Genomic DNA, 24728 nt, shown 5'->3' with positions numbered 1-24728 from the left:
ATGGCCTTAACGCCTTCGGGCGTGCAGCAGCAGGATCGACGAGGCGCTCGGCACGGCGCAGGCGAGCCGGTCCAGGGCGCGCAGCGGACGCGGTACGCCGTGGAAGGGCGCACCGGCCACCCGTACGACGTCGAAGCCGGACGCGGCGACGAACTCCCGCAGCGCGCGGGCGGTGTAGAGCCGCAGGTGTCCCACGACCTCGCTCCCCGGGCGGCCGTGGATGCCGCGCAGGCTGACCTCGGAGAAGACGGGCTGGACCCCCGCGAGCAGAAGCCCGCGGTTGTACCAGGCGGCGAGGTTGGGCGTGGACAGCATCAGATGGCCGCCCGGCCTGAGCACTCTCCGCAATTCGTCGAGCGCGCTGTCGGGGTCGACGAGATGCTCGATGACCTCGCTGAACAGGACGGCGTCCGCGGAACCGTCGGCGAACGGGAGCCCGCCGTCGGTGAGTTCACCGCGCACGACGTACGGCAGATGCGCGTGCGCCCGCTTGAGGGCGTCCTGGGACCAGTCGACGCCGACGACGCGGTGCCCCGCGAGGAGCGGGGCGGCGGTCGCGGCCGCGGTGCCGTCGCCGCAGCCGATGTCGAGGACGACGGCTGTGCGGGCGGTGGCGGGGCCGATGGCGTCGGCGAGCATCCGCGCCTGGCGCAGGCTGCGGGCGTCGCCGGAGGCCACGGGGACGGAGGGGTCCTCGTAGAAGTCGCGCAGGTCGCGGGGCGCGGTGCTGGTGCTGACCGTGCTGGTGCTGGTCACGGTTTCTTCCCCTCCTCCGTGGGCTCCGTCGGCTCCGTGTGCTCCGTGGCGTGGAGGTAGTGCTCGAAGAGGTCGCGCAGGTGTGCGCCGTCGCCGCTGCTGAGCAGGGTCTTCGACCAGCGCAGGGCGACGTGCAGGCGGCCCGCGGTGGACGCCGTGGTCACGGTCAGACCGCGGGGCAGCCGGGCGGGCGCGGAGAACCACACGGCGTGGGCGCGTCCGGCGTCACCGAAGTCCAGGGAGTACGGGACGCGGCCGATGTTGCTGAGCAGCGTGGTGGACGTCCAGGGTGCGGCGGCCCTGCGCAGGCCGCGCGTCACGGCGGCCCTGAGGGTGACGGGCAGGACGGGCGAGGTCAGGAGGGCGGCCCCGCGGCCGAGTTGGGGCCGGGAGAGGGCCTTGAGCGCGCGGGTGCGGTCGGCCGTGCGGCGCAGGAGCGCCCCGATGTCTTCCGGGCCCCACTCCTTCGAGGTCAACTCGGCCGCGCTGAAGGGGACTTCGACGAGCCGGGTGCCGTTCCCGATGGGCATGTCCATGCTGCGGGGCCGGTCGTCGACGGGCATGGTGATCCGGAACGGCTTCGGTCGCGCGCCGTGCTCCCGGTTCCAGTGCGCGATCATCAGGGCGGTCGCCACCATGAGCTGGTCGTTCACGGTGAACGGCGCGCCCTTGGGCCGCCGGGGCACGGGCAGCTCGGCGACGAGCATGCCGTTGCCGGGCGAGGGCTCGGGCGTCCCGCGCGAGACCCGGGCGGGCGGAGCCCACCCGGAGGGCGCGTCCCCCACGTCCACCGAGCTCTCGGCATCGGTGGACGTGGGCGTACGCGACGGGGGAGCGGCGGGCGAGTTGTCCTGCCCGCCGTACAACTCGGCGGCGGTGGCAAGGACCCGGAGGCAGGCGGGGCCGTCGAGGGCGGTGTGATTGATGGTGAGAAAGAGGACACTGCCGTCGCCGGCGGGGCGTTCTGAGCCGTCACCCGTGCCGGTACCCGCGGCGGCACTCCCCTCGCCCTCCGCGGCGCTCCCGTTGCCCGTGCCCTCACCCTTGCCGGAGGCCGGCGGGGCGCCGCCCCCCTCCTGGGCGATCACCTCCAGGCGGATCGGCGGTGAAGCCGACAGGGGCGGGGCCTGCGAGAGGGAGCGGGTGCGGGCCTTCTTCAGGGCGTCCCGTTCCGGCGCCGGGAACGTCACCACCTCCACGTCCGGCTCCGCCGTCAGCTCCCATTCGTAGCGACGGCGGTACCAAGGCCCCCGCGCCTCCCGCATCAGAATGCGCGGGTGGCGGCGCAGGGCCTCGTCGAACGCGGCCTTCAGGCGGGCCGGGTCCGGGGTGCCGGGCAGATGGACCTCGATGTGTACCGTCTCCGGCTCCTCCTCCTGGAGGCAGTGCCGGGCGACCTCGTCGACGACGGGGAACGGCACGCGCTCCGGAGGCCGTTCGGGTCCGTCGGCGTGACGTGCCGGGTGATCGAGTGCGGTCATCGGTCGGTGTCCTCCCCGGAGGCGGACGGCGCCGCGGCTCCCGCGAGCCCCTCCGTGTTCCTTGGCCTGCGCCGCCTGAAGCGCGTGGTCCGCGAGGTCCGCGCACCCGGCGGTGCCGGTTCCGGCTGGGCCGCCGCGGGGCCCCTGGCCGAGATGGTCGAACTGGTGGCCCGCGGGTCGTCGCCCGCGTCAGACCCTGGCCCGCTCTCCCCGCGCTTGCGGCGCGGCAGCGGAGTCGTGCCCAGGTCCCGGTCAGGACCCGGCGACGGTGTGCCGCCGCTCACCGGGGGAGGCGGCATCACCGGGGGAACGGCGGGCGGCGGCTGGTGCGGAGGCGGCTCATACGGAGTGAACTCGCCGCCGCCACCGGGTCCGCCGGCTGTCGCGGTGGTCCCCTCCTGGGCACCCTTCACACTCACCAGCGCCGCGAACAGGGCGATCAGCGCGAGCAGCTGGGCGAAGGGGCTGAACGCGCCCTCGTCGGCCGTGCTCGGCTCACCCGCACCGATGGCCGCCGCGATCCCCGCCCCGGCCATCGCCACGAAGGCGAGCGGCACGAGCAGCGAGTGACGGCGCCAGGCGAGCAGCGCGAGCGCCGGCACGAGCAGGGCGAACCAGCCCGCGATCACCGCGGCCACCAGCGTCAGCGCGACCGTGCCCAGGATCAGACCCGGGGCGGGCGGCGCCAGGTCCGGACCGTCCGGGTTCGGCTCGCGGCGCTTGATCAGGACCAGGGCGATCAGGGCGACGATGCCGAGACCGCCGCCGATCAGGCCGATCTCGTAGATCCGCGAGGGCTCGTAGGAGAGCTTGACCGTGCCGCCCTCACCCTTGGGGACCAGGAAGCCCTGCTGCCAGCCGTCGAGACGTACGGACGACAGCTCCTTGCCGTTGAGCGTCGCCTTCCAGCCGTCGTTGATGTTCTCGAAGGTCGAGAGGTACGAGGCCGAGCCCGCGCCCACCGACACCTCGCGCCGGTCGCCGAGCCAGTCCTTGATGTCCAGGGAGCGTGACTCCTCGTCGATCGCTCCCGGCGTCCCCTGCGTCATCGAGACGTCCATCAGGGCGAGCGGGCCCCCGTCCCCGGCCTCGACGGTGTGCTTGCCCGCGCCGAGCGACAGGGTCGTGTTCTCCGAGCCGCGCGAGCAGAGCGTCACCTCGATGGGACGCCGCTCGATCAGGTCCCGTACCGAACCCTTGGCGCTGGTCGCGTGCAGCTTGCCGTCGACGGCAAGCACCGGGCCCTCACCGCAGGCGAGTTCGAACTTCTTGGACGCCGACGGCTGCTTCGTCCGGAACTTGTCGAGCGCCGGGACGTAGACCTCGGTGAGACCCACCGGCAGCTGCAGCTCCTCGTCCGCCACCGGGTTGTGGACCGCCAGCGGCGCCGTCTCGGTGATGGTGATGGTCAGCTCGTCCGTGGTGATCGGCGAGAAACGTGTGTTGCCGTTCTCGTCGACGCCGGCGATCGCAGCGCCGTCCGGCGAGCTGATCTCGACCTTCTCGGGACGTGTCGAGAGTCCGCCCGCGGCGGGCAGCACGACCTCGCCGACCGGCACCTTGCCCTTCCACTTCAGGTGCACCACGGGCCTGTCGCCGGCGATCCACGCCGTCGTCAGGTCGCCGTCGGTGAGGTTGCGCGGGGAGAGACCGCCGCCGAGCTTCGACGTGGAGTCGGTGCTCGCGATGATCTGGTCCTTCTGCTCGGGCGCCACCTTGTAGAGCAGCTCGTCGAGCTCGGACCCCGCCACGGGGAGCGCGCTCGCCTTCACCTCGTACTCGGCCTCGGCCGGAGTGGTGAAGCGGCGGTGCAGCCCCGACTCGGTGTTCACCGGCGAAAGGGCGCTCGGGTCGGAGGCGCGGTGCATCGAGTACGTCGTCGCGTCGGCGCCCTCGGCGGGCGTCCTGGCCTCGGACCCGGTGTCCGTGGGCAGCTGGAGCAGCTTCGTCACGCGCACACCCGGCACGGTGATCTCCGCGAATCCGGCGCCGGTCAGGCCCTCGTGGCCGATCTCCGCGTCCAGGATGGTGACCTTCAGCCAGCTGGAGTCACCCTCGGGCGCCTTGATGCTCTGGCGCATGCCGTTGGGCTTCAGCGGACTCGTGCGGCTGCCCTGCTCCGTCTCCACGCGCACCTTCGTGGGTGCGGCCCGCACGCCTTCCTGCGGCAGCGGCGTGACCCGGAGCATGGACGGAATGGACTCCTTGGCCCGGAACTCGGCCTTGATCCACGCGCCCTTCGGCTTTCCGGGACTGCCCTCCGCCCATGACGTGGCCGGGTTGCCGTCGAAGGCGTTCACGGGGTCGTACTGCGGCAGGTGGAAGAGCCAGTTGCCGTAGCTGGACGCCGTCACGGACTTCGCGCCGCGCAGGTGAGCCGTCGTCTGGTGCTCGATCCCGGTGGTGGGAAGGATCTGGTGCGGCTTCTTGCCCGGCTCCTGCAGGGCCCCGCTCGCGTTGCGTTCGTCCGGCGTGTACGTGTACGAGGTGTTGGAGCTGACCAGGCCGAAGCGGGTGTCCGCGCGACGGAGACCGTCACCGACCGCCTGCAGGCCGGGAGTTCCGACCCCCGGGTGGTTGTCGCCCGTCAGGACGGAGGGGCGGTCCCGCATCGAGGGGTCGGCGGACAGCTGGAGCAGCGACTCGGGGCCACCGCTCACCACGGCCGTGTTCGAGACCGGCTTGATCCCGGCCTGGCCGGGCCGCTCGGTGTCCGTGCCCGGTGCGTAGATCTCCACCGCGCGCTCACGCGGGTAGAGGCCCTCGACCTGGAGGGGCGTGTCCTTCGGGATGATCCCGCCGGTCTGTGTCGGACCGAAGCCGGTGACCCGCTTGAAGCCGGACTCCTCAAGGGTCCGCTTCACGGTCGCGGACGGCACGTTGCCGACCTGGTCGGGGTCGAGGTCGTTGCGGACGACGACGTAGTACAGGCCCGCACGCGTCAGATAGTCCTGCAGACCGGGGACGGCGCCGCCGGTCGTGAGGGCCTGCTCCACCGCGTCCATCGCGCGCCGGTTGCCGGGCGTGCCGAACGGGACGTAGTCCCGCTGCGCCCAGCGCGACTCGGCGAGCACGTCGAGGGGCTGGTCGATGGGCGAGCCCCAGGTGTAGATGCCGTGCGCGGTGGCGGGCACCACGAGGGCGCGGGAGTCGGGGGAGTACTTCTTCAGCCAGTCGCCCGTCGCCTCCCAGTAGTTGGGCAGCTTCTGGAACGAGCCGGGCTGGAGGATCGAGCCGTTCAGGTAGGGGAAGGCGAGCCCCGGCAGCACGAGCAGGGCGGCGATCAGCGGGGCGAACTTGCGCCCGCGCACCGGCCGCGCCCCGCGCGCCTGTGCGGCGACGCCCACGAGGTGCATCAGGCCGAAGACCAGCGCGAGCGCGAGGCCCGTCTGGAACTTGTAGATGTTGCGGAAGGGGACGAGCCCGCCGTCCAGCCACGACTGCACCGTGTCGTGGAAGGGCGCGCCGAACGAGCCGCCGTATCCCGCGAGGGTGATCAGCGCGACCGAGAGCACGGTCAGGACGAGCCAGCGCCGCTCGGGCAGGTCACGCCGCGCGAGCCCGGCGAGGCCGAGGGCGGCGGCGAACGCCGAGCAGACCACGACGATCACGGACGTCGCGACCGTCCAGCCCGCGGGCAGCCAGGCCTCGCCGAAGTGCAGATAGGCGACCCAGTTGCCGGCGCCGCGCAAAGTCTCCGTGGCGGACATCGTGCCGGTGGTCGTGGCGGAGTTCTCCACGTAGGGCAGGAAGTTCTCGCCGTACACGCCGAGCACGAGCAGCGGCACCACCCACCATGCGGTGGCGAGGACGACGCCGGGCACCCACCAGGTGATCAGCTTCCGCTTGCGTGGCCCGTTCGGCCGGGACAGCAGATACAGGCCCACCGGCAGCAGCGAAGCGAGCGTCGAGGCCGCGTTGACGCCGCCCATGAGGGGGATGACAAGCGCCGAGCGCAGCGCCGCCGAGCGGGCGCTGACGCGGTCGTTGGTCAGCGGGAGCAGCACCCACGGCAGCAGCGCGCCGGGCAGCGCAGCCGCCGACGTCGAGCCGACGACGACGGTGAACGTCGGCCACAGCGCGTACGCCGTGGCGCCGAGCAGCCGGCTCCCGCTGCTGCCTATGTTCAGCCGCTCCGCGAGCCGCAGCGCACCCCAGAAGGCGGTCGCCACGATCAGCGAGAGCCAGAGGCGCTCCGCGAGCCACACGGGGAGCTGGACGAGGTCCGCGAGGCCGTAGAACGGCAGCATCGGGAAGGTATAGCCGACGTACTGGTTCTGGATGCCGCCGAAGCCGCTCTGGTCCTGCCACAGCTGGCCCAGGTCGGAGAGGAACCGCCAGGGGTCGACGGCGACCCCCAGCTTCGTGTCGAACGTCATCCGCCCCGGCTTCACGGCCAGGAAGAGGACGAAGACCACGGCCCAGAACCCGAGCAGCCAGCGCTTGGAGCGCGGCCCTCTGCCGGGTTCGGGGGCGTCAGCCGTTGGCCGGACTGCCGCCGGGGGTGGGGCCTGCACCGTGGTCATGGACACCGCCTGAGGATGAGAAGGAGATTCCAGGTGGCGATCTCGCGTACACCCGGCACTTTGGTGATGCCACTGGCCAGGAACGGCCAGTAGCGGGACCGTGCGGACACGACGGACACGTCTTCCCTCGCCCGCACTTGGCGCAGGGTCGGGCCGACGTGGTGAGCGAAGAGGTTCTCGCCGAGCGTGTGTTTGGCTGCTTTACCGGTACGCCGTTCATAGCGGGCGCGCCCACGGGCGCCGCCCAGGTAGTGCCAGGGCGCCCACTCGTGGCCGCCCCACGGCGAGTACCAGTTGGTGAAGGAGACATAGATCAGGCCACCCGGCCTGGTCACCCGCACCATCTCGCTGAGGAACGTCTGCGGATCGTCCACGTGCTCGAGGACGTTGGAGGAGAAGGTGACGTCGGCGACGCCGTCCGCCAGCGGGAGCAGATACCCGTCGGCGACGACGGAGCCCTCCGGCGGCTTGGCCCCCAGCTCGGCCGGGTCCGGCTCGAACAGGAAACTCTGGGCGCCGCGGCGCCGGAACTCCTCGGTGAAATAGCCACCGCCGCCGCCGACATCGACGACGACACGGCCCTTGACCGGTCCGTAGGCCTCGACCTGGTCGGCGGCGTCACGGGCGAGCAGGGTGTAACACCGCTCGGGCTCTTGCTGCTCGCGCAGGAAGGCCCGGAAGAGGGTGACGGAACGGCGCAGGGACGGATCCTTCACGCGGACCCCTGGGCTGTCTGGTGCGTGACGATCGCCTCGGAGGCCACCGCCTGGAACTCGCGCACGGAATTGGCCCACCGGTAGCTGGTGGCCCGTTCGCCCGCCGCCTTGCCGAAGGTCTCGCGGCGCTCGGTGCTCAGCGCCAGGGTGCACCAGGCGGCGGCGAAGGAACTCTCGCCCCGGGCGAGCAGCCCGGTCACGCCGTCCTCGATGGAGTCACGCACGCCCGGTACGTCGAAGCCGATGGCCGGGGTCGAGCGGGTCGCCGCCTCGGTGATCACCAGGCCCCAGCCCTCCACGGCGGAGGGGTGCAGGAGCATCCACGCCTCGCAGAGCAGCCGGTGTTTCTCGGCCTCGGAGACATGGCCCTTGAACTCGACGCCGGGGCCCGCGATCTGTTCGAGCCTGGCCCGCTCGGGTCCGTCGCCCACGATCACCAGACGTCCGCCGGTGACGGGCCTGACCCGCTCCCAGAGACGGAGCAGCAGATCGATGCGCTTGTACTCGACGAGCCGTCCCATGGCCAGGAACATCGGCTCGTCCGAGCGGGGGTGGAGCGGACCCGGCTCCTCGACCCCGTTGTGGACTATGCGTATGCGCTCACGGTCGACGCCTATCGCACGCAGCGCGGTGGCCGTCGACGGTGAGACGGCCACCAGGAGATTGCCGCGCTGGGCACCGGAGAGCGACCAGTGTTCGAGTCTTCGGCCGAGCCGGGCCGCGGGCGCGAGGGCGCCCTGGAAGCGCATACCCCACAGATCGGTGTGCACGTGGTTGACCAGGCACAGCGTGGGTCCGCGGTGCCACAGCGGCGCCAGGTACGGCATGCCGTTGCAGACCTCGACCAGGAGGTCGCAGTCGCCGACCTGCCGGGTGAAGGCGGAACGCGAGCGCAGATAGTGCCCGAGGTCACCACCCGCCGACACGACGCGGTAGTCACGGAAGGCCGCGGGCCCCCCGCACAGGAGGGTGACCTCATGGCCCAGCTTGCTCAGGCCGTCGGCCAGCCGGTCGACGAGCAGTTCGGATCCGCCCGCGGCCGGATTCGCCAGGTCGCGCCGGGCGAGAAAAACGATCCGGCGCGGCTGCGGGGGAGGTGCCGGTAGCCGTTGCGCGACCCGCGGGATCGCGGCGCGCAGCGGAGAAGGCACGTGCTGGGGCATGCGTGCTCCAACTCGTCAGGGTGCGGAACCGTGAGGTCGCTATGGGGGGTTGCACCGTTCGGGGGTCGCTTGCGGAGGTGCTGTGCTGTGACTGTGCGGGGGTGGTGCGGGGGCGGTGCGGGGACTGTGCTGGGGTGGGACCGTTAGTTTTCGCCGCAGTGTTCGACGCGGCTACTCACCGAAGTGACAACTTTCGGGGTTTCAACTGCTGACGTCTCATCACATCGTGGTGGGTTGCAGGGCGCTTGGTGACGTATCGCTATTCGGACCGCTCGGCTCCGCCCCGGAACCCGGCCCTCCGGGCCCTTGCGCCCCACTGTCGGAACGCCGTCCGCGCAGGACGAGAACGCCTCCCGCGATGGCGAGCAGCGCACCCAGCACACCGGTCCCGACCGGCAGCGTCTCGCCCAGGAGCTTGAGCCGGCTGCTGTCGTCGTCCGCGAGCTTGACCTGCGCCTTCTGGGTCTTCTCGGTGAACGCGATGCGCTTGCTCTCGAGGAGCACCGTCGCGTCCTTGTCCGAGCCGGGCGCGCGCAGCGTCTTGCGGGGGCCGATCGCCGCGTAGATGATCCGGCCGGTGCGCTTGTCGGCGACCAGCTCGACGCCGTGGTTGGAGTACCACTCCTCGGCGAGCACGTTGCTGCGCTTGGGCTGCCCCACCAGGCGCCCCGGCACCAGACGGGTCCCGGTCTTGGCGGGCTTCACCTTGGCGGTGAAGCGGTAGCCCTCGTAGCCCTGGATCTTCTTCGTGCCGCGGAAGGTCAGCGGGACGGTCGCGCCGAGGGTGTTGTCCCACCAGACGTAGGAGCGTCGCTCCACGTCGAAGGGGAACTTGAGGTAGGCCTCCCCCTCGAAGTAGGGCTTCTCGTCGCAGCAGTGGACCGGCTTGTTCGTCTCGCGGTCGGTGACCCAGCGCTCCTGCGTGAACTGGAGCGAGTCGTGCGGGTCCGAGGCCGGGAGCGACTTGTCCGGGTCGACGGACGTGACCACGTCCCAGACGGCGTGCTCGCTGTTGCTGTCGTCGACGTCGCCGCGTACCTGACGCGTGATCGTGAGGTTCTTGTGATGAACCGTCTTGATTTTCCCGGTGTCGAAATAGCTTCCTTTGCCCTCGAACACGGTGGTCGTGTCGATGTCGATGGGCGTGCGTTTTGCCCGTGGCTCGACGTACCACGCGAGCATCGGGGCCAGGACGAGCAGAAAAACGCCGAGTCCGAGCAGGATCAGCGAGAGGGGCGAGGCTGTGCGGCGCATCCGGCACTCCTGGTGGCGGGTGAGAAGTGTTACCGAGCCGTAGGGGCCGGAACGCTAGGCGGACCCTTGACGAAGTGTCAATGCGTTGATGAAACTGTGCACCAACCGGGTGGGGCCGGTGAGGGACTGTGTGCACGACATCCGCGCGACCTGGGTGGGATCGACCTCCAGCAGAGAGGCTGACCCTGACATGCACCGATTGCTCGCCGCCGGTCTGACCGTCGTAGCCGCCGCGGCACTCGCCGTAGCCGCTTCGTTCGGCGTCGTCGCGCTCCTGAACGCGACCCCGGACCAGCCCAACACCCCCCTCGTGCACTACGAGACTGCCCCGCGGGGACAGTGAGTGACCGTGCCCGTGACCGAGAGCCAGGGGTCACTTTCCGTCCGCTCCGCCTGGCGCGACGTACCGCCCATGCAGGTGCGCCGGTTCGCCGCGCTCGCCCTGGACGAGGTGCCCGCCCTGGCGCAGGACATCCTGCGGCAGATCCGCTCCGAGTACCCCGGCCTGCCCGTCGTCCTCGACGAATCGGGCGAGCCCATGGCGCTCATCGGCATACGCCGTGCCCTGGAGGGGTTCGTCCAGCAGATCGCCTCCGCCGAGGGCGGGCGGCCGTGCTACCCCCTTGAGGTCTTCCAGGAATTCGGCAGGGGCGAGGGCCTGCACGGCCGCAGCCTCGACTCGCTCCAGGCGATCTACCGCCTCGGTGTACGGCTGGCCTGGCGCCGCCTGGCCGAGATCGGCCAGCAGATCGAGATTCCGCCGCCGGCCATGTACGAACTCGCCGAGTCGGGCTTCGAGTATCTGGACGGCCTGGTCGACCAGTCCGTCCGCGGATACGCCGAGGCCGCGGCCCGGCAGGCGGGCGAGAGGCTGCGCCTGCAGCGCAAGCTGATGGAACTGCTGCTCTCCGAGCGGCGCGGGGACCCCGGAGCATCGGCACCCGCCGACTTCGGGCACGCTTCCGGTGCCTCCGCCGCACCGGGACAGCCCGGCGCCCGCAGCGCCCTCGACGAACGCGCCGCGCGCGTGGGCTGGCAGCTGCCCGAGCGGGTCGCCGTCGGCGTGCTCCTGCGTCCCGCGCGGGAAGCGGTGGCGCCCGCCGTCGGCCAGGGCGTCCTGCTCGACATGGAGACGGAACAGCCCCGCATGGTCGTCCCCGACCCCGACGCGGCGGGCCGCCCCGAGCTCCTGCGGCGCGCCATGGCGGGCTGGTCGGGCGCGATCGGCCCGCCCGTGCCGCTGGCCGACGCGGCGAAGTCGCTGCGCTGGGCGCAGGCCGCGGTCCGCCTGATGGAACGCGGACTGCTGCCCTCCGGCGAGGTCCTGCACTGCACCGAGCACACCGAGGCCCTGGTCCTGCTCCAGCCCGAGGAGCTCATCGAGGACCTGGCCCGCCGCTGCCTGGCCCCGCTCGCGCACTGCGGGCCCGCACACGGCCGCCGGCTCGCCGAGACCCTGCTCGCCTGGCTGGAGACGCGGGGCGGCGCACCGGAGGTCGCGGCCCGCCTCGGGGTACACCCGCAGACGGTGCGCTACCGCCTGCGGCAGATCAGGGAACTGTGGGGCGACGAGGTCGACGACCCGGACCGCCGCTTCGAGCTCGAACTGGTCCTCAGGGCACGGCGGTTGAGGGGAGAACTGGGCCGCGTGGGCTGAGACGGACGGCCCAGGCCCCCGCAGCCGTGCTTGCGGGTAGCCTGCCGCAATGGTCGCAATCGACATGGCGGTACGCGCGCAGGCAGCACTCGGCGAGGGCCCCACCTGGGACTCCGCCGCCCAACGGCTCATCTGGGTCGACATCCTGAGCTCACGCGTCCACACGTACGACCCGTCGAGCGGGCACCGCTCGGTCCTGGCCACCGAGCAGCACGTGGGCGCCGCGAAGCCGCGCGCGGGCGGCGGCCTGGTGGTCAACCTCCGGGACGGCGTGGGCCTTTACGACTCGACGGCCGACGGAGGCGCCTTCCGCTGGCTGCACCGCGAGGTCGTGCCCGGCCGCCGGGGCAACGACGCGGCGGTCGCTCCTGACGGGGCGCTATGGGCGGGCACGATGCGTTACGACGAGGGGGAGGACGGCGGCAATCTGATCCGGCTGACCGGTGACGGCGCCTGGGACGAGGTCCTTTCCCGTATCTCCGTCAGCAATGGCCTCGGCTGGAGCCCGGACGGCCGGCTCATATACTACATCGACACTCCGACGCGCCGCATCGACGTCGTGGAACTGCGCGACGATCAACTCCCGCACTCCAGGCGCCCCTTGGCGGTGATCGAGGCCGACGCCGGATACCCCGACGGGCTGACCGTCGACGCCGACGGCTGTCTCTGGGTCGCCCTGTGGGACGGCGCCGCCATCCGCCGTTACACCCCGTCCGGCGACCTGGACCGGGTGATCGAGCTGCCGGTGGCCCGCCCGACCGCGTGCGCGTTCGGCGGCGCGGGACTGCGCGACCTCTACATCACCTCCGCCCGTACGGGACTTGGGGCGCCGCACCCCCTGTCCGGGTCGGTGCTCGTGCTGCCGGACGCGGGACAGGGCGTGGCGCAGGCGGCGTTCGCCGGATAGGGGCCGATCAGGCGGTTTGCCGTACATCGGCCGTACATCGGGTGTCCGCGCCGCTGGAACATTCGATTCCGCACACAACCTTCACGGCAGCGGCTTCCTCTGTCACCCGTGGCTCACTTAGCCTCCATGCCTCATGGACTACTGCCACCCGTGCCACAGGCACCTCAACGGCGCCCTGGCCTGCCCGGGGTGCGGCACTCCGGCCGAAGCCTGCCGTGAGTACGCGGAGGCGGTCGCCGCGCAGGACGAGGCGCCGGGTTCCGAGCGCCCGTACGACGACGAGGCGCCGCGCGGCAGGAGCCGCCGCCGGGAGCGCGGGCGCAGGGCGGCGCACCGCCGCAGGCGCCGCAAGATCCTCCTGGTCACCGCCGGGCTCGCGCTCGCGGCCGGTGGTCTGAGCCTGGCCGAGCTCGGCATCGAGGGGCCCTCGGATGAACCGGCGGCGGCCTCCGCGCCGGACGCCGAGGCGAGCCGGTCCGCGTCCCGGAAGCCGACGGACCCGGGCAGCGGGGCGGCCACGGGTGGCGGTGCCACATCGGCGACACCCTCGGCGTCGGCGTCCGCGACGGGCAAGGAGTCCAAGAAGGCCAAGGACCGCAGGGGCGGCAAGGGCGACGAGGACGGCAAGGGCGAGGAGACGGAGGAGGCCGGTCAAGAACCGGACGCGACCAGCCCGGGCACGACCGCCGCGCCGGACGCACCGGACTCTCCCGACGCACCGGGCACCCCCGGGACCCCGCGCCCCACCACGCCTCCGCCGAGCTCGCAGCAGCCGGACCCGACACCTGAACCGGAGCCGTCGGAGACCTGCGACCGCTTCCTGTGGTGGTGCACCTAGGGCCGGTCAGGCCGGTCAGGCCGCGGCGTCCTCGCCGACCATCCTGCGCAGCAGTGCCCGCAGCGAAAGCCGTTCCTCCCGGGAGAGCTCGGCCAGCGGCTCCCGCGCGAAGTCCAGCGAATCGCGCAGGCTGCGGGCGACCTCAAGGCCCTCGTCCGTCGGCGCCGCGAGCTTCACGCGGCGGTCGGCCGGGTCGGGCCGCCGCTCGACGAGGCCGCGTGCCTCAAGACGGTCGATGATCCCCGTGATGTTCGACGGCTCGCACTTCAGCTTCTTCGCTATGCGACGCATGGGCAGCGGCTCGAGGGAGAGCAGTCCAAGGACGCGCGCCTGCGCCCCGGTGAGGGCGTGCTTGCCCGCAGCGGCGTCGTACTCCTCGTGGTAGCGCGCGACGACCGTGCCGATGAGCTCGACGACTTCGAGCGTCAGGGGGTCCGTGCGCGGGGTGCGGGAGCTGCTGGTGGCCATGTGCTCCAGGCTACCCCGATACTTGACATAGTGAAATATGTAGGAGCATGGTTGTTTCACAACCTGAAGTATTTCCACGATGTCAGTCTGCCGGCGACGGCAGCCTGAGCAGGAGGAGGACGCCCGCATGTCCGTCACCCCCGAGGCCCCCGGGTCCGCGCAGCTCCCCGACGTCAGCCGTGAGTGGCACCTCGTGCGCCGCCCGCACGGCTGGCCGGTCCCGGAGGACTTCGCGCTGCGCGAAGTCCCCGTGACCGCCCCGGCCGACGGCCAGGTCGTGGTGCGCAACCTGCACTTCTCCGTGGACCCGTACATGCGGGGCCGGATGAACGACGTGAAGTCGTACACCCCGCCGTTCAAGCTGGACGAGCCCATGCAGGGTGGTGCGGTCGGCGAGGTCGTCGCGTCGAACGCCGACGGCCTGGCCGTGGGCGACCACGTCCTGCACTTCGCGGGCTGGCGCGACTACGCGACCGTCCCGGCCAAGCACGCCGTGAAGGTGGACGCGCAGGCCGCGCCGCTCTCGGCGTACCTCGGTGTGCTCGGCATGCCGGGCCTGACGGCCTACGCGGGCCTCTTCGAGGTCGCCTCCTTCAAGGAGGGCGACGCGGTGTTCGTCTCCGGCGCCGCGGGCGCCGTCGGCTCCCAGGTCGGCCAGATGGCCAAGCTCAAGGGTGCCTCGCGCGTCATCGGCTCGGCGGGCTCGGACGAGAAGGTGAAGCACCTCGTCGAGGAGCTCGGCTTCGACGCCGCGTTCAACTACAAGGACCCGCGCCCGGTCGTGGAGCAGCTGAAGGAGGCGGCCCCCGACGGCATCGACGTCTACTTCGACAACGTCGGCGGCGAGCACCTCGAAGCGGCCATCAGCCGCATGAACGTGCACGGCCGCGCCACCATCTGCGGCATGATCGCGGCCTACAACGACACCGAGCCGACGCCAGGACCGCGCAACATGGCCATGATCATCGGCAAGCGCCTGCGCCTCCAGGGCATCCTCGTCGGGGACCACGAGAACCTCCAGCCGCAGTTCGTGGAGGAGGTCGGCGCCTGGATCCGTTCCGGCGAGCTCAAGTACAACGAGACGTTCGTCGAGGGCGTGGAGAACGGCGTCGAGGCCTTCCTCGGCATGCTGCGCGGCGAGAACACCGGAAAGATGGTCGTTTCCCTCGCCTGAGAGTGGTGAGCCGGTGAGGTGAGGGCGACGGGCGGTGGCCGCTTCAGGTGGCCGCCGACCGTCGTTTTCCGTCATCCGATAAAGTAATTCCACATTGTCGCGACTGTGGGCGCGCATCGCGGAACATCTCAGGAGGAACCGGCACTTATGTCCATCCAGCAGATCGACGTCAAGTACACCGCCGTCGCCACCGCCGAGAACGGCCGTGACGGCCGCGTCGCCACCGATGACGGCAAGCTCGACGTCGTCGTCAACCCGCCGAAGGAGATGGGCGGCAGCGGCGCCGGCACCAACCCCGAGCAGCTCTTCGCGGCCGGCTACAGCGCCTGCTTCCAGGGCGCCCTCGGCGTGGTCGCCCGCAAGGAGAACGCCGACATCTCCGGCTCGACCGTGACCGCCAAGGTCGGCATAGGCCAGACCGAGGCCGGCGGCTTCGGCCTGGAGGTCGCGATCACCGCCTCCATCCCGAACGTGGACGCGGCCACCGCGCAGTCCCTGATCGAGAAGGCGCACCAGGTGTGCCCGTACTCCAGCGCCACGCGCGGCAACATCAAGGTGGAGCTCGCGGTCGCCTGATCGCTTCTTGGCGTACGTGAGGGAGGGCCGCACCCCGGACAGGGGCGCGGCCCTTTTTCACGTGACCGCGGCGGTGTGGACCGCCCGCACGAGCCGCTCCTCCTCCGGGGCCGGGCTGCCGGGGAAGGGGAAGCGGCGCCGCGTGTACCCGTAGGCCAACCCGCTGCGCGGATCGGCGAACGCCTGCGAGCCGCCCACGCCCCTGTGCCCGATGGTCCCCGCGCCGAGGAACGGGTGCCAGGCCTCGGCGACGTTCTGGAACCCCACCCCGTACGATTTGTGGGCCCGCGCCACCAGGTCGAACCCGTTGGAATGGATCTGCCCGAACTCGGCCACGGTGTCCGGCTTCAGGAGCGGCTCCCGCCCGTCGAGCCCGCCGACCGCTGCCGCGTACATCGTGGCGAGTCCACGCGCGGAGGCGACACCGCCGACGGACGCGGGCCCCTTGGCGCGCACCAGGCGGGAGTTGGGGAGCGACTCCAGGTCGGTGGGGTGAGCACCGTTGCGGTTGAAGGCGATGGAGTTCAGGGTGCCGGGCTGCGGCGGCTGCGCGTCGATGAGGGCGCGCTCCGAGGGAGAGGGAATCGCCGGCAGCACAGAGCGGAAGCGGGGTTCGAGGGCTTCCGGAAGCCCGAGGAAAAAGTCGAGACCGAACGGGGCACGGACCCGCTCCTCGTACACCTCCCGCAAGGTCTGCCCGGTCGCCCGGAACACGACCTCACCGGCCAGCGCCCCGGCGGACAGCGCGTGATAGCCGAAGGCGGTACCGGCACGCCAGTAGGGCCGCTGGCCCGCGAGGCGGGCGGCGATGGCGCGGTCGTCGGCGACCTCTTCCGGCGTGAAGCCGGAGTCGGCGCCGACGATGCCGGCGCGGTGCGAGAGAAGTTCCCTGAGGGTGACTTCTCCCTTGCTCTCGGCGGCGAACTCAGGCCAGTAGTACGGCACTTCGCGGTCCAGATCCAGGACGCCGTCCTGGACGAGGAGGGCCACGACGAGGTAGGCGGCGCCCTTTGTGGAGGAGTAGACGCCGAAGAGGGTGTCACCGTCGGTATCGGGCCCGACCCAGAGGTCGACGACCTGTTCCCCTCGTACGTACGCGGAGAGCTGCGCGGCGTGATCGGGCTTTTCTCCGGACAGTGTCGCGGTGAACTCGTCCCGGACGGCTTCGTATCCCGGGGCGGTGGTGCCTTGCACTTTGATCTCGCGGGTCATGCTTTTCGATTCCCCTAACCGCCCCTTCCCAGAAACCCGCTGGCGCAGGGGCCTTGTGCGTGCCGTCATCACCGGCTCCGCCGAGTTCGTCCTCAAACGCCGGACGGGCTGAACCACTCAGCCCGGCCGGCGCTTGAGGCCATCTTTTGGGGGTCCAGGGGGCGGGATTGGGGAAGGCCCCGCAGGGACCGCCCTAGCCCCGGCTCACACTCAGCAGCGCCCGCCCCACCTGCGGGAACACCCCCTTGGGGTGGTCCCGGAAGAGAGGCTCAGTGCCGAACAGGACCACACGGGACCCCGCAGCGGCCCCACTCACGACAGAAGGCTGCCCCGCAGCGTCAGCGGGACCACCGCCACCCCTCTCCGCGGAACGCCAATGCCCGGAAACCAGTGGATTCCCGTCCCCATAAGCCTGATCGACCCGCACCCCACTCCCGAGCCCCTTGAACCACATGGGCGAGTAGACGAACGAGTGCGACACCGCACCCCCGGTCACAGGCCCCCCGGAATTCACCACCCGCACCACACCATTCGCGTCCCCGTTCCCAGAGACCGCCTCAACGGAAAGCAGCTTCGCGTCCGAGTTCAGCGAGGCCCCCTCCGAGCCACGCCCGACAAGCCCACCGCCCCCGGCGAGGAACGAGTCGAGCCCGGCCTTCGCCCCCGCGTTCAGCTCCCCGTACGAAAGCCCGGCCGACACGAACAGCGCGTCCGCACCCGACTTCTTCCAGTCGAAGCCGGCGTTGAGGACATCGGTCGAGACCGGCACCACGTCAAAATTCATCTCCCGCAGCGCGAACAACTCCCCGGGAGTGACGGCCGCCGCGACCCGCGTAGGCCGGACCACCGCGCCACCCTTCGTCTTGGTGGCGTCAAAGGCGACGTCATACTTCTTCGCCGCGGCGACCGCCGCGCCCCGCGCCGACGAGGGCAGGATCACGCTGCCGTCATCAGCCCGCCGTACGGAAGTCCCGCGTGCAAGCAGCCAGTTGAGAGCGGCGACCTCACGCGCGTCGTCGAGCCGCAGCCGAAGAGAGCCGCGCGAGGCGACGTGCCCGACACGCGAGGCGGAGTCCACCACGCGCGACCGCACACCGGACAGCGAGCCGCCCTGCACCGAGTCCACCGTCGCGCCCCACAGCCGCCCGAGGCTCCACCCCGAGATGTCGTACATGGTGGACACCTTGTCGCTGATGTCCCGCCCGTCCGCGAGCATCACGTTGGCGAGTCCGCGCTTGGGCTGACGCATGTCGATGACGTAAGAGCCCTCGGCGTACGAGGTGCCGCCGAGCCTGAAGTCCCGCGTGGACCTGCGGACTTCGACGTCGTTGTCGAGCAGGTGCTCCACAAGACGCGAGGCCGCCGCAGCCGAGCGCTGCCCGCGTTCACCCTTCTCCTTGCCCCGCGGAATCACGTACGCACGCGGGAAATCGGTCGTGTAGACGTCCTCCGGACCGATGCCGGGCACGCCCGGCACGGTCTCGGGCGACACCGGCACCTGCTTCGCACCCACGGCGCCCCGCCGGAACGTCTCGATCTGGTCGGCGATCACCGAAGTGCGGTGCTCCTGCGTGTACTTGAGCGTCGCCGACATGGCGGCCCCCGCGATGTCCACGTTGATCGCGGACCGCCGCCGCAGCTCGGGCACCGGAAGTTCGTCGTACTCGTCGTTGTTGACGGTCATCGGGAACTCGATGGTGTGCGCGGCGACCGTGCCGTGGAACGGCATGTACTGCGGGGTGAAGATCGGCGGCCAGTCGTCCCAGCCCTCTTCCTGGTCGCGGAAGGGGATGATCGCCGGCTCGACGCCGTCCTTCTCGGGCGTGTAGCCGAGGCCGTTGACCGCGGCCTCCATGCCGAGGGCGTTGGCGTAGGTGTTCTTCAGGAAGAGGTCGTACTCGTAGTTCTCGCCGTGCGGGGGAGTCGTCGGCTCGATCAGCGTGCCGTTGACGTACCCGTGCAGGTCGATCATGACCGCGGGCTGCTTGTCGATCGCGATCTGCCGCATCGCGCGCGCCTCGGGCTGCGACGCGGTGATGAAGTCGCGGTTGAGGTCGAAGCCGTTGGCGTTGGCGCGGGTGCCCGCGATGCGGCCGTCGGGGTTGGCCGTGACGTTGAAGTACAGCCGGTTGTGCGCGAGCAGATCTTTCGTTTTGCCGTCCTTGGCCTTCGCGAGCTTCTCGATGAGCTTGAGGGCGGCGTCCGTGCCCTCCCACTCGTTGCCGTGGATGTTGTTGTTGATGAAGACCGGCGTCTTGTACGAGGACTTGACCGCCGGGTCCTTGGCGGCGGCCCCGGGCTCGTTCTCGATGAGGTCGCGCATCCGCTCCTGGCGGGCGGTCTCCTTGGCGGACTCGGGGGAGGTGACGGTCACCAGATAGAGCTGGTGCCCGCCCGCCGAACGGCCCGCGATCTCCACGCTGACGCGATCGCCGATGCCCTGGATGTCATTCAGCTTCGGTGCGAGGGAGTGGTAAGGGGCAAGGCCCAGTTTTATCGACTTGTCGTCAGGATTCGCGGGCGGCGCGGTGAGCTTCTGCTCGCGGGGATAGCCGCGGTCCTTGCCGCCGCGCCCGGAGTCGAGACCGGGGGTGTCGGCGGTTCCCAGAGCCCGGTCGGCGGCGCTCTCCGGGTTCCTCGCGGCCCGTTCCGTGCTGCTGAGGGGCGAGCCCTCGCGGAGGATGTCGCGGCCGCCCGGACGGGGGTCGGCGGTCGCGGCGCCGGGGGCGAGGGTGGTGAACAGAAGAGCGCCCGCCGAGGCGAGGGTGGTGAGCAGAACGGGTCTGGATGGCCGGGATATGCCCATACGTACCTCCGGGAAAGAAGTCGGTACGCGTGGTCTACCGGTTCAATCACCGTGCAACAAGAGGGCCTTCACCTCCCTTCGTCCCCACGTGTCCCGTGGACCGCGGGGCCGTGACCGGCGGATAGGCTGTCCCGCATGCGTGATCTGGGACGTGGCTTCGGCTATTTGATGAAGGGCCAGCGCTGGGTCGCCCAGCACGGCAAGCAGTACGGAGTCGGCCTGCTGCCCGGCCTGATCACCCTGCTTCTCTACGCGGCCGCGCTCGTCGCGCTCGCGATGTGGGGCACGGACTTCGTCGCCTGGGCCACGCCGTTCGCCGACGACTGGTCCTCGCCGTGGATCGGCTTGTTCCGCGGCTTCCTCACGGGGCTCCTCTTCGCGCTCGCGCTCCTCCTGTCGGTCGTCACCTTCACGGCGGTGACGCTCCTGGTGGGCCAGCCCTTCTACGAGTCGCTCTCGGAGAAGGTCGACATCTCCGTCTCAGGGTTCGCCCCCGAGTCGGGCCTGCCGCTCTGGCGCGAGCTGTGGATCTCCGCCCGCGACAGCCTCCGTATCGTCGTCCGCGCCCTGGTCTGGGGCATCCTGCTCTTCGCCCTCGGCTTCATCCCGGTCGTCGGCCAGACCGTCGTCCCGGTGATCGGCTTCTGCGTGACGGGCTTCTTCCTGGTGGAGGAGCTGACGGCGGTGGCGCTGCAGCGCCGGGGCGTAGAGGCCCGCGAACGGCTTGCGATGCTGCGCGGCCGCAGGCTGATGGCGTGGGGCTTCGGCACTCCGCTGGCCGTGGCCTTCCTGGTGCCGTTCGTCGCCGTGTTCCTGATGCCGGGGGCGGTCGCGGGCGCGACGCTCATGGCGCGGGAGCTGATGGGCGAGGACAACGGCCGGGCCCCGGACGACGACGATCCCCGGGGCGCGGCCGACCCCGCCGCCCCCGGCGGACCGCAGGCCGCTACCGGCGGGCGTTCATAGCCGTCGTCAGGATCTCGCGCACCTGCGCGATGATGTCGAGCCGGTTGCGCACGAACTCGGGATCGGTGATCGCGCCCGTGGCCGGGTCCGTGTTGCCCGCCCCGAACTGCAGGACCGGCGTGTGCACATGGCCGCCGGGCAGCCGGTCGTGCAGCCCGAGGCGGTCGCGAAGCAGCGTCGCCCGGTAGGCGATCTCGTTCGACAGGTAGTTGCCGCCGCCGCCCTCGCGGGCCGTCGAACCGGCGGTGGGCCCGTCCGGGCGGACGACGGGGGTGCTCTGGCCCGCCGGGATCTCCGTCACCGACGTGTTGTCCCGCACCGGGAAGCGGCCCGTCTCCGCGCTCACGATCTCCTTGTACGGGAGCGTCGTGGACGTCCACTGGGGCTGCGTGGCCGGGTCGGTGACCGGGACGGTCTCGGTGCGCGAGAGGTTCTCGTTGTCGGGGAAGCCGCCCCGCCAGGCCCCGTTGGTCCGCTCGATGTCGAAGCGTCCCACCCGCCCCTGGCTGATGGTGGTGAAGAGGTCGACGCGGGGAAGGTGGGCGCGCAGGGTGCTCTCGACCGTCCCCTGGGCGAAGTCGTCCCAGCGGACGGGGAAGACGGCGGTCTCCACGCGGGCGGGCCCGTCGGCGGTCTCGATGACGGCGCCGTCCAGCGCCAGGGCGGTGGCGCCCGACGGATTGCTGATGCGGACGTCACGGTCGAGCGTGAAGGGGTCGAAGCCGGTGACGAGGATGCGCTTGAGGCGGTGGCCCGCGCGGTCCTTCTGCGGATAGCGGATGGAGTCGTGCCCGCGCGAGGCGTTCTCCAACGCCCGTATGAGCCGCTCGTGCTGGGTCTTGCTCACCCCGAACCGGCTCGGCTCCCACTGCCGGAGCTCCCGCGTCATCCCGAGCCGGGCCCAGTAGAGCGGCCGGTCGTCGTCCCGGCTCAGGTCCGCGGTCTTACCCGCCGCGGGGCCCCGCCCCTGTGCCCGGTCGACGGCACGCCGCCACAGCGCGTCTCCCTGCCGTACGACGACCCGCTTGGCCTCGGCGTACGAGTGGGCGCGGTCGAGGGCGCGCGCGAACCGCGGCGCCACGGAGTCGAATCCGCTGCGGCGCAGGATCTCCTGCGGAGCCGCCCGGTCGAGGCGCTGTTCCTCGGCGGTCGCGGCGGGCGCGGGGGCCGCGGTGGCCGCGGACGCGGGCACCGCGGCGAGGGAGAGCAGCAGGGTGACACCGAACGCGGCGAATCGCGGGGAGACGGTGGGCGTGAGTGACACGGGAGTCCTTCCGTGGCCGGTGGGGGTGATCGCAGTATTCCGGCAGGAAGGCGGCGTTCGCTAGAGCCCTAGCCGTCCACGGCGGCTGGGTGCGCGCGCAGCGCCTCCAGGAATGGCTCCACTGCCGGTGGGGCCGCGCGGCCCCGCACGGTCGCCGCGTACACGGCCCGGGGCGGCACGTCCTCGCCGTGCACCGGGACCAGAGTGATGTCGGGGCGTACGGACTCGGCGGCGAGGGCGGGCACGAGGGTGACCCCGAGCCCCGCGGCCACGTAGCCCTGCTTGGCGGTCCACTCGGCGACGACATGGGCGACCCGGGGGCGGAAACCGTGCCGGTGTGCCTCATCGAGGAGGGTCCCGCCGACGTCCGCGCTGCCGGATATCCACTCCTCCCCGGCGAGTTGGGACAGCCGTACCGACGCGTGGCCCGCCAGCGGATGAGCCGGAGGGAGGGCGACGTACAGGCCCTCGTCCAGGAGGTGACGCAGTTCGAACGCGCCCATGTCGCCGCTGAGCGCGCCGCCCGTCGAGGAGACGATCGCGAGGTCGAGCTCGCCGGCCTCAAGGCGGGCGAGCAGCCCCGGCGTGAGCCCCTCCTCGCGGGTGAGCGTCACGCCGGGGTGCCGGGCACGGAACGCGGCGATGGCCCGTGGCACGAGCGCCGCGTCGGCCGTCGCGAACGCCCCGACGCGCAGGGTCCCGCCGGTCAGGTCGTGCAGCGACGCCAACTCCCGCTGCATGGCGCGCAGTCGGGCCAGGGTCTCCTCGGCGTGCGGCAGGAGCGTGCGACCGTGCGCGGTCAGGCGTACGCCGCGTGGCAGCCGGTCGAAGAGCGGGGCGCCGCCGAGCGCCGCCTCCAGCGAGGAGATCTGCCGCGAGACGGCGGACTGCGTCCAGCCGAGGCCGCGCGCCGCCACGGTGAAGGAGCCGTGCCGCGCGACGTCCAGGAAGACGCGGAGCCAGACGGTGGAGAGGTCGGGCGGGGCCGGGTCCCGGGCCATCCGCGTGGCATGCGGTCCGGGCGCGACATGCGGTTCGGGCATGGCAGTCATGCTAGACATTCGCTTGTCGCATCACGGGTCCGGCCCTAGCGTCGGAGCCATGGAAAAGATCGCGTTTCTGGGCCTCGGACACATGGGCGCGCCGATGGCGCGCCAACTCCTCGCGGCAGGGCACCCGCTGACGGTGTGGAACCGGACCGCCGGGAAGGCGCAGCCACTGGTGGGGGAGGGGGCACGGCTCGCCGACGGCCCCGCGGACGCGGTGCGTGACGCCGATGTCGTCATCACCATGCTGGCGGGTCCCGAAGCGGTGCGTGCCGTCGCCGACGCCATTGTGCCGGAGCTGCGAGCAGGGTCCCAGTGGGCGGAGATGTCCACCGTCGGGCCCGATGTCGTAAGGGAGTTGGCGGCTCGGGTGCCGGACGGCGTGACCCTCGTCGACGCGCCCGTCATGGGCAGCACGGACAAGGCGGCGGCAGGGCGGCTCGGCATCCTCGCGGGAGGTGAGGCGGACGGGATCGAGCACATTCTGGCCCGCTTCGGCCCGGTGACCCGTACGGGCCCGCTCGGCTCCGGAGCCGCCCTGAAGCTCGTCGTCAACACCGCCGTCATCGGGGGCGTGGCCCTCGTGGCCGAGGCGATGAGGCTGGCGGACGCGCTGGGTCTCGACGAGGAGACGGCCAAGGGGGCGCTCGCGGGCGGGCCGCTCGGCGGGGCAGTGAACCGCGCCTTCGCCACCGGCGTGCACTTCGGCAGCGACCTCGCCGTGAAGGACGTGACGCTCGCGACCGAGGTCACCGGCCTCCCCGCGATGGAAGCGGTCCTCGGCCACTACCAGGCTGCCGCCGCCGACCCGGAGATCGTCCACGAGGACATCGCGCGGGCGGTCGCCCACATCCGCACCCGGAAGACCCACTAGCCACGACCCGGTCCCGACCCAGGAGGAGCAGTCCGCCCCATGAACATCACCATCGACAACCCCGCATCCGCGCCCCAGCCCCTGGGCCCCTACTCCCAGGTCGCCCGCGTCGAACTGGACGGCGGAGGAGCCCTGTTGTATCTCTCGGGGCAGATCGCCGGAGGCGACGATGTCGCCGCACAGAGCCGCGGCATCTTCGAGACCCTGTCCGCCCTGCTGACGGCACACGGCGCGACACTCGACGACGTCATCAACATCCGTACGTTCATGACGGACCTCGGCGATCTGCCCCAATACGCCGCCGTACGCGCCCAGTTCCTCACCGCGACGCCGCCCACCAGCACGACGGTCGAGGTGCCCCGGCTCTTCAGGCCGGAGGCGCTCATCGAGATCGACGTCGTGGCGGCCGTGCGCACCGCCTGATCACTCCCCGCCGCCGCCCAGCAGCCCGAGGAAATCCCTGAACGCCCCCGCCATGTCGACCGATTCGGGGTCCAGAAGCCACTGGTACTGGAGTCCGTCCATCACCGCGACGAGGAGCGGCGCGGCCGCCTCCGGGGCGAGGCCGCCGGGGAGCCGCTCGCCGTACTCCGCGCGCAGGACCGCGGCGAACTTCGCCCGCACCGATCCGTACCGCTCGGTGAAGTACTCCCGTGCCGGGTGCCCGTCCGTGACACTCTCGCCGAGCAGCGCGGAGAAGGTCTGGATGATGCCGGGGCGCATCGCGTTGTAGTCGACGAGCGAGCCGAGCAGGTCGAGGCGGATCTCGTTCGCCGGCACCGCGTCCCACTGGTCGCGTGCCTCCAGGACGGCGACGAGCAGGGCGTCCTTCGTGGGGAAGTAGTGCAGCAGGCCCTGCTGGGTGAGCCCGACCCGCTCGGCGACGGCGCCCAGGCTCGCGCCCCGGTAGCCCCGCTCGGCGATCACCTCGAGGGCGGCCCGGAGGATCTCCGCGCGCCGCTCCTCGCCTCTGGCCCTGGTCGCCATGGTCTCTGCCCTTCACGCTCTTGTTCCTGCTCGCGGGACGACCGTACGTCATGCTCT

21 protein-coding genes are annotated in these 24728 nt (G+C 71.5%); 9 read left to right on the top strand and 12 right to left on the bottom strand.

The window, feature by feature from the left end; translation table 11 throughout:
• Positions 1-6 precede the first annotated feature (6 nt).
• The 6 genes from AB0I66_RS16655 to AB0I66_RS16630 form a co-directional block, all read right to left on the bottom strand.
• Positions 7-756 carry a class I SAM-dependent methyltransferase gene (locus AB0I66_RS16655; RefSeq protein ID WP_363208539.1) on the bottom strand — a complete coding sequence of 250 codons (750 nt, stop codon included), beginning with the start codon at positions 754-756 and terminating at the stop codon, positions 7-9.
• Complete coding sequence (locus AB0I66_RS16650; protein ID WP_363208538.1) at positions 753-2237, bottom strand: condensation protein; 1485 nt, start codon at positions 2235-2237, stop codon at positions 753-755. The genes AB0I66_RS16655 and AB0I66_RS16650 overlap by 4 nt, the downstream gene beginning before the upstream one ends.
• Positions 2234-6763, bottom strand: coding sequence for a DUF3367 domain-containing protein (locus AB0I66_RS16645; RefSeq protein WP_363208537.1), 4530 nt, complete (start codon positions 6761-6763; stop codon positions 2234-2236). The genes AB0I66_RS16650 and AB0I66_RS16645 overlap by 4 nt, the downstream gene beginning before the upstream one ends.
• Positions 6760-7479, bottom strand: a complete 720-nt coding sequence (locus tag AB0I66_RS16640) for a class I SAM-dependent methyltransferase (protein ID WP_363208536.1) — start codon at positions 7477-7479, stop codon at positions 6760-6762. The genes AB0I66_RS16645 and AB0I66_RS16640 overlap by 4 nt, the downstream gene beginning before the upstream one ends.
• The gene (locus AB0I66_RS16635; RefSeq protein WP_363208535.1) at positions 7476-8642 is read right to left on the bottom strand and encodes a glycosyltransferase family 4 protein; all 1167 of its coding nucleotides are present in this window, start codon (positions 8640-8642) and stop codon (positions 7476-7478) included. The genes AB0I66_RS16640 and AB0I66_RS16635 overlap by 4 nt, the downstream gene beginning before the upstream one ends.
• Positions 8643-8861: 219 nt before the next feature.
• The gene (locus AB0I66_RS16630; protein WP_363208534.1) at positions 8862-9896 is read right to left on the bottom strand and encodes a DUF3068 domain-containing protein; all 1035 of its coding nucleotides are present in this window, start codon (positions 9894-9896) and stop codon (positions 8862-8864) included.
• A 190-nt stretch (positions 9897-10086) separates the two neighbouring features.
• On the opposite strand from AB0I66_RS16630, the gene AB0I66_RS16625 reads away from it, so the two are divergent.
• The 4 genes from AB0I66_RS16625 (at position 10087) to AB0I66_RS16610 (ending at position 13298) form a co-directional block, all read left to right on the top strand.
• A complete protein-coding gene (locus AB0I66_RS16625; protein WP_363208533.1) occupies positions 10087-10239 on the top strand; it encodes a hypothetical protein in 153 nt (50 codons plus the stop codon).
• A 12-nt stretch (positions 10240-10251) separates the two neighbouring features.
• Positions 10252-11553, top strand: coding sequence for a helix-turn-helix domain-containing protein (locus tag AB0I66_RS16620; RefSeq protein ID WP_363208713.1), 1302 nt, complete (start codon positions 10252-10254; stop codon positions 11551-11553).
• 49 nt (positions 11554-11602) lie between these two features.
• Positions 11603-12460 (top strand): SMP-30/gluconolactonase/LRE family protein, encoded by an 858-nt coding sequence (locus AB0I66_RS16615; RefSeq protein WP_363208532.1) that lies wholly within the window; start codon positions 11603-11605, stop codon positions 12458-12460.
• Between the two features lie 133 nt (positions 12461-12593).
• Positions 12594-13298: a hypothetical protein gene (locus AB0I66_RS16610; RefSeq protein WP_363208531.1), complete on the top strand. Its 705-nt coding sequence runs from the start codon at positions 12594-12596 to the stop codon at positions 13296-13298.
• Positions 13299-13313: 15 nt separating this feature from the next.
• Here the strand turns inward: AB0I66_RS16610 and AB0I66_RS16605 are convergent, their stop codons facing one another.
• Positions 13314-13766: a MarR family transcriptional regulator gene (locus AB0I66_RS16605; RefSeq protein WP_363208530.1), complete on the bottom strand. Its 453-nt coding sequence runs from the start codon at positions 13764-13766 to the stop codon at positions 13314-13316.
• A gap of 127 nt (positions 13767-13893) precedes the next feature.
• Between AB0I66_RS16605 and AB0I66_RS16600 the strand changes: the two genes are divergently transcribed.
• Both AB0I66_RS16600 and AB0I66_RS16595 read left to right on the top strand, forming a co-directional pair.
• Positions 13894-14940 (top strand): NADP-dependent oxidoreductase, encoded by a 1047-nt coding sequence (locus AB0I66_RS16600; protein ID WP_363208529.1) that lies wholly within the window; start codon positions 13894-13896, stop codon positions 14938-14940.
• Positions 14941-15087: 147 nt separating this feature from the next.
• Positions 15088-15516: an organic hydroperoxide resistance protein gene (locus AB0I66_RS16595; RefSeq protein WP_351160091.1), complete on the top strand. Its 429-nt coding sequence runs from the start codon at positions 15088-15090 to the stop codon at positions 15514-15516.
• 57 nt (positions 15517-15573) lie between these two features.
• On the opposite strand, the gene AB0I66_RS16590 is transcribed toward AB0I66_RS16595, so the two are convergent.
• Both AB0I66_RS16590 and AB0I66_RS16585 read right to left on the bottom strand, forming a co-directional pair.
• Positions 15574-16728: a serine hydrolase domain-containing protein gene (locus AB0I66_RS16590; RefSeq protein ID WP_363208528.1), complete on the bottom strand. Its 1155-nt coding sequence runs from the start codon at positions 16726-16728 to the stop codon at positions 15574-15576.
• A 193-nt stretch (positions 16729-16921) separates the two neighbouring features.
• Positions 16922-19534 carry a M14 family zinc carboxypeptidase gene (locus AB0I66_RS16585; RefSeq protein ID WP_363208527.1) on the bottom strand — a complete coding sequence of 871 codons (2613 nt, stop codon included), beginning with the start codon at positions 19532-19534 and terminating at the stop codon, positions 16922-16924.
• A gap of 135 nt (positions 19535-19669) precedes the next feature.
• On the opposite strand from AB0I66_RS16585, the gene AB0I66_RS16580 reads away from it, so the two are divergent.
• Entirely contained in the window at positions 19670-20500 is an 831-nt protein-coding gene (locus AB0I66_RS16580) for an EI24 domain-containing protein (RefSeq protein WP_363208526.1), read from the top strand.
• Here AB0I66_RS16580 and AB0I66_RS16575 read toward each other — a convergent pair.
• Both AB0I66_RS16575 and AB0I66_RS16570 read right to left on the bottom strand, forming a co-directional pair.
• Entirely contained in the window at positions 20481-21710 is a 1230-nt protein-coding gene (locus AB0I66_RS16575) for a pyroglutamyl peptidase (protein WP_363208712.1), read from the bottom strand. The two genes, AB0I66_RS16580 and AB0I66_RS16575, sit on opposite strands and share 20 nt — an antisense overlap.
• Before the next feature lie 122 nt (positions 21711-21832).
• Positions 21833-22765: a LysR family transcriptional regulator gene (locus AB0I66_RS16570; protein WP_363208711.1), complete on the bottom strand. Its 933-nt coding sequence runs from the start codon at positions 22763-22765 to the stop codon at positions 21833-21835.
• A 100-nt stretch (positions 22766-22865) separates the two neighbouring features.
• Between AB0I66_RS16570 and AB0I66_RS16565 the strand changes: the two genes are divergently transcribed.
• Both AB0I66_RS16565 and AB0I66_RS16560 read left to right on the top strand, forming a co-directional pair.
• Positions 22866-23684, top strand: a complete 819-nt coding sequence (locus AB0I66_RS16565) for an NAD(P)-dependent oxidoreductase (protein ID WP_363208525.1) — start codon at positions 22866-22868, stop codon at positions 23682-23684.
• Positions 23685-23723: 39 nt separating this feature from the next.
• Positions 23724-24107 carry a RidA family protein gene (locus AB0I66_RS16560; protein WP_363208524.1) on the top strand — a complete coding sequence of 128 codons (384 nt, stop codon included), beginning with the start codon at positions 23724-23726 and terminating at the stop codon, positions 24105-24107.
• Here the strand turns inward: AB0I66_RS16560 and AB0I66_RS16555 are convergent, their stop codons facing one another.
• A complete protein-coding gene (locus AB0I66_RS16555) occupies positions 24108-24671 on the bottom strand; it encodes a TetR/AcrR family transcriptional regulator (RefSeq protein WP_363208523.1) in 564 nt (187 codons plus the stop codon).
• Between the last annotated feature and the right edge of the window lie 57 nt (positions 24672-24728).

The organism is Streptomyces sp. NPDC050439, from assembly GCF_040655335.1.
Classification (GTDB): Bacteria; Actinomycetota; Actinomycetes; order Streptomycetales; family Streptomycetaceae; genus Streptomyces.
Note: the sequence above shows the minus strand (reverse complement) of the source record. Positions and strands in the feature narration are given on the sequence as shown.